This is a genomic window from Treponema socranskii subsp. socranskii VPI DR56BR1116 = ATCC 35536 (assembly GCF_000468115.1).
Taxonomy (GTDB): Bacteria; Spirochaetota; Spirochaetia; order Treponematales; family Treponemataceae; genus Treponema_D; species Treponema_D socranskii.
In genome coordinates this window covers 1-3,312 of record NZ_AVQI01000081.1, presented here as the reverse complement: position 1 = coordinate 3,312, position 3,312 = coordinate 1, and the positions used below count along the sequence as shown (strand labels likewise).

Below are 3,312 nucleotides of genomic sequence, written 5' to 3'. Positions count from 1 at the left end.
CTTGTCCCGGTAACGCTTTCAGTACACGGACGGCGATTTTTTCACTATATTTATTATAATGAAATCGAAGCTGTAAGGAGCAGTAACTATGAGTGTCGTCAACGCGAGAAAAATAGGTGTTATAGGATGCGGATTTGTCGGCGCATCGTCGGCATTCGCATTGATGGAAAGCGGTCTGTATTCGGAAATGGTTTTAATCGATGCGGATCAAAATAAAGCCGAAGGCGAAGCGCTCGATATAAGCCACGGGCTCCCCTTCGCCGGTCCGATGAAAATATATGCGGGCTCATACGACGACATACGAGATGCGTCAATCGTCGTCGTGACGGCGGGCGCGGGGCAAAAGCCGGGAGAGACGCGGCTCGATCTCGTAAAAAAGAACGTTGCAATTTTCAAATCGATTATTCCGGAAATCGCGAAGCGGGATTTTCAGGGCGTACTGCTCATCGTCGCAAATCCCGTCGACATTTTAACGTATACGGCGGTAAAGCTTTCGGGGTTGCCGGAAAACCGCGTGTTCGGTTCGGGTACCGTTCTCGATACGGCGCGGCTGAAATATCTTTTGGGCGAACACTTGAGCGTCGACAGCAGAAGCGTCCACGCCTTTATCATCGGCGAACACGGGGACAGCGAAATCGCCGCGTGGAGCTGTGCGAACGTTTCGGGTATCAAGCTCAACCGCTTTTGCGATATGCGCGGTTTTCACGAACACGAAGATTCCATGCGCAGAATTGCCGAAGAAGTTAAAAACAGCGCGTACGAAATCATCGAAAAAAAGAAAGCGACGTATTACGGGGTAGCGATGGCGGTCAGGCGCATTTGTCAGGCGATCAGCCGCGACGAAAAATCGATTTTGCCGGTATCGACGATACAGCACGGCACTTTCGGAATCGAAGGGGTTGCACTGAGCATGCCCGCTGTCGTCGGGAAGGACGGTGTCGAAACTCAGGTGCCGCTCGAACTCGACGAAAAAGAAAGGGAAGCGCTTTTACATTCGGCGGAGACGCTCAAAAAAGTCATCGACGAATCGGCGTGTTTGTAATAGAGAATCTCTAAAATCCAGCCGAGTTTTTAGAGGCACTCGATACTAAAAAACGGCGATGTTTTGGGAATCCGGAGCAGCCGGCTCTTCCGACCGACCGCTCCGAAAAAAGATTCGGTGTATGGCCGGTTGTTACATTCGCGCTTTTACGCATTCGATAAAGCGCATGATGTTTTCGACCGTGAGCGCAAGATCGCTTTTTGCGCGAAGTTTTGCGCGGGCGTAGTCGACTGCGACGCGGTTTATGCTGAAGACTGCCGATACGCCCGTGTCGTACGCCGCTTCGATGTCGTCTCCGATATCGCCGACGACTGCGATGAGCGGTACTCCCGCTTTTTTTGTGCGGCGCGCGATGCCGATGACGACTTTTCCGCGCAGGCTCTGCGTGTCGATTTTTCCTTCGCCCGAAAAAACGCAGTCCACGTTTTTGACGAGTTTGTCGAATCTCACCGTATCGAGCACCGTTTCGATGCCCATCTGCAACTTTGAACCGAAAAAGACGTTCATGCCGTAGCCCATGCCGCCTGCAGCTCCCGCGCCGGGCATAAGAGAAGCGTCTTTGTGCAGATCGCGTTCGACGATTTGGGCGAGGCGGCGGAGGCCCGCATCGAGGCGTTTAACCGCTTTTTCGTCGGCGCCCTTTTGCGGACCGAAAACGTATGCGGCTCCCGTTTCTCCGTAGAGCGGATTGTCGATGTCGCACATCGTAACGATTTCGATGCCCTTGAGCGAGGGATGCAAACCGGACGAGTCGATACGTTCGATGTCGCAGAGCGTGCCGCCCGTCGGGATGAATTCTTTTCCCGTTTTATCGATAAACTTTACGCCGCATGCCGCAGCCGCTCCGCAGCCGCCGTCGTTCGTCGCGCTTCCTCCGAGTCCCATGATGAGTTTCGTACAGCCGTCTTCGATTGCGCGAAGTATGAGAGCGCCTACTCCGAGCGTCGTCGTTTTTTCGGGATCGCGCCTGTCTTCGACGAGGGGAAGCCCCGCGCAGGAAGCCATTTCGATGACGCCCGTTTTTCCGTCGGAAAGCTTTCCGTAAAACGCGTCCATTTTGTTAAAGTAGGGATCGTCGGCGGATACGGTGATTTTTTTTCCGCCGACTGCGGTCAAAAAAGCGTCGACGCTGCCTTCTCCTCCGTCTGCAACGGGAATGCTTATGACGTCAGTTTCGGGATAAAATTTTTTTATCGCTTTTTCCATGATGCCGCATATCTCTGCGGAACTCATCGTGCCTTTAAATGAATCGGGGATTAGTACGATTTTTTTCATTGCATCGCCTCCTTAGGCGCTGTCCGTTTTTTACGTAAAATTTGCAACGCGCACTGCTGCGCATACAGCCGCATGCGATACCCTTCGCGCGCTTTTGCATACAGTGCCCTATGGGCATCGCCGCATACGATGCCGTACGCCACGGCGGACATCATTTTTTCGGAAACGCTTTTTCGAACTCGTTTAATAATTGTGCCGTTTGAATCGCACCGTCTATGTCGGTAAGCTTTCCTCTCGTGCGGTAAAAATCGATAAGCGGTTCGGTCTGCTCGCGGTATACGTCCATGCGGTGCAAAATCGATTCCTGCTTGTCGTCGTCCCGCTGATAGAGTTCAGCGCCGCAGTTGTCGCAGACGCCTTCTTTTTTCGGCGGCAGCGTGAGCACGTTGAAGTTCGTTCCGCATTTTTTGCAGACGCGCCGCGTCGAAAGGCGCTTGATGACTTCTTCATCTTTGATAACGAAATTGACGACCGTTACGTCGTCGCAGATTTTCGTAAACGCTTCGGCTTGTGCAAGGGTGCGCGGAAATCCGTCGAGGATAAAACCGCCTTTCGTATCGTCCGCTTCGAGCCGTTCTTTTACGAGCGCGCACGTGATGTCGTCGCTCACCAAGCCGCCCGAGTCGATGATGCTTTTGACTTTTTTCCCGAGTTCCGTTTGATTTTTTATCGCCGCGCGGAAAATATCGCCCGTTGAAATGTGGGGGATTTTGTACTCCTGTGCGACTTTGACGGCGAGAGAGCCTTTGCCCGCTCCCGGAGGCCCTAAAAAGATGAAATTCATAATTACCTCTGTATTTGTTTATACGTTTCGATATCGATGTATTTTAACCCCTCGTGTAAAATACGTCTAGGGCATGGGCGTATCCCGCACCGGCTGCGGCAGTCTCGCTTTTTCTCGCACGTTCCCGAGGATTCCTGCTCGCTTCAATTTTATCGGCATATCCGATAATCCGATCCGGCTTTCGAAATCTTTATCTATAAAAATAGATTTT

Annotated in this window: 3 protein-coding genes; 1 reads left to right on the top strand and 2 read right to left on the bottom strand. The window is 52.2% G+C overall.

All coding sequences use genetic code 11. The annotated features are described in order from the left end of the window. The first annotated feature begins 88 nt into the window (after window positions 1-88). The gene (locus tag HMPREF0860_RS11665; protein WP_021331078.1) at window positions 89-1,042 is read left to right on the top strand and encodes an L-lactate dehydrogenase; all 954 of its coding nucleotides are present in this window, start codon (window positions 89-91) and stop codon (window positions 1,040-1,042) included. A gap of 132 nt (window positions 1,043-1,174) precedes the next feature. Here HMPREF0860_RS11665 and HMPREF0860_RS11660 read toward each other — a convergent pair whose 3' ends face one another. Together HMPREF0860_RS11660 and HMPREF0860_RS11655 are read right to left on the bottom strand one after the other, a co-directional pair. Continuing rightward, window positions 1,175-2,317 carry a glycerate kinase family protein gene (locus tag HMPREF0860_RS11660; RefSeq protein ID WP_021331077.1) on the bottom strand — a complete coding sequence of 381 codons (1,143 nt, stop codon included), beginning with the start codon at window positions 2,315-2,317 and terminating at the stop codon, window positions 1,175-1,177. A 151-nt stretch (window positions 2,318-2,468) separates the two neighbouring features. Beyond that, on the bottom strand, window positions 2,469-3,101 hold the full coding sequence (locus tag HMPREF0860_RS11655) for an adenylate kinase (RefSeq protein ID WP_021331085.1): 633 nt from the start codon (window positions 3,099-3,101) through the stop codon (window positions 2,469-2,471). Between the last annotated feature and the right edge of the window lie 211 nt (window positions 3,102-3,312).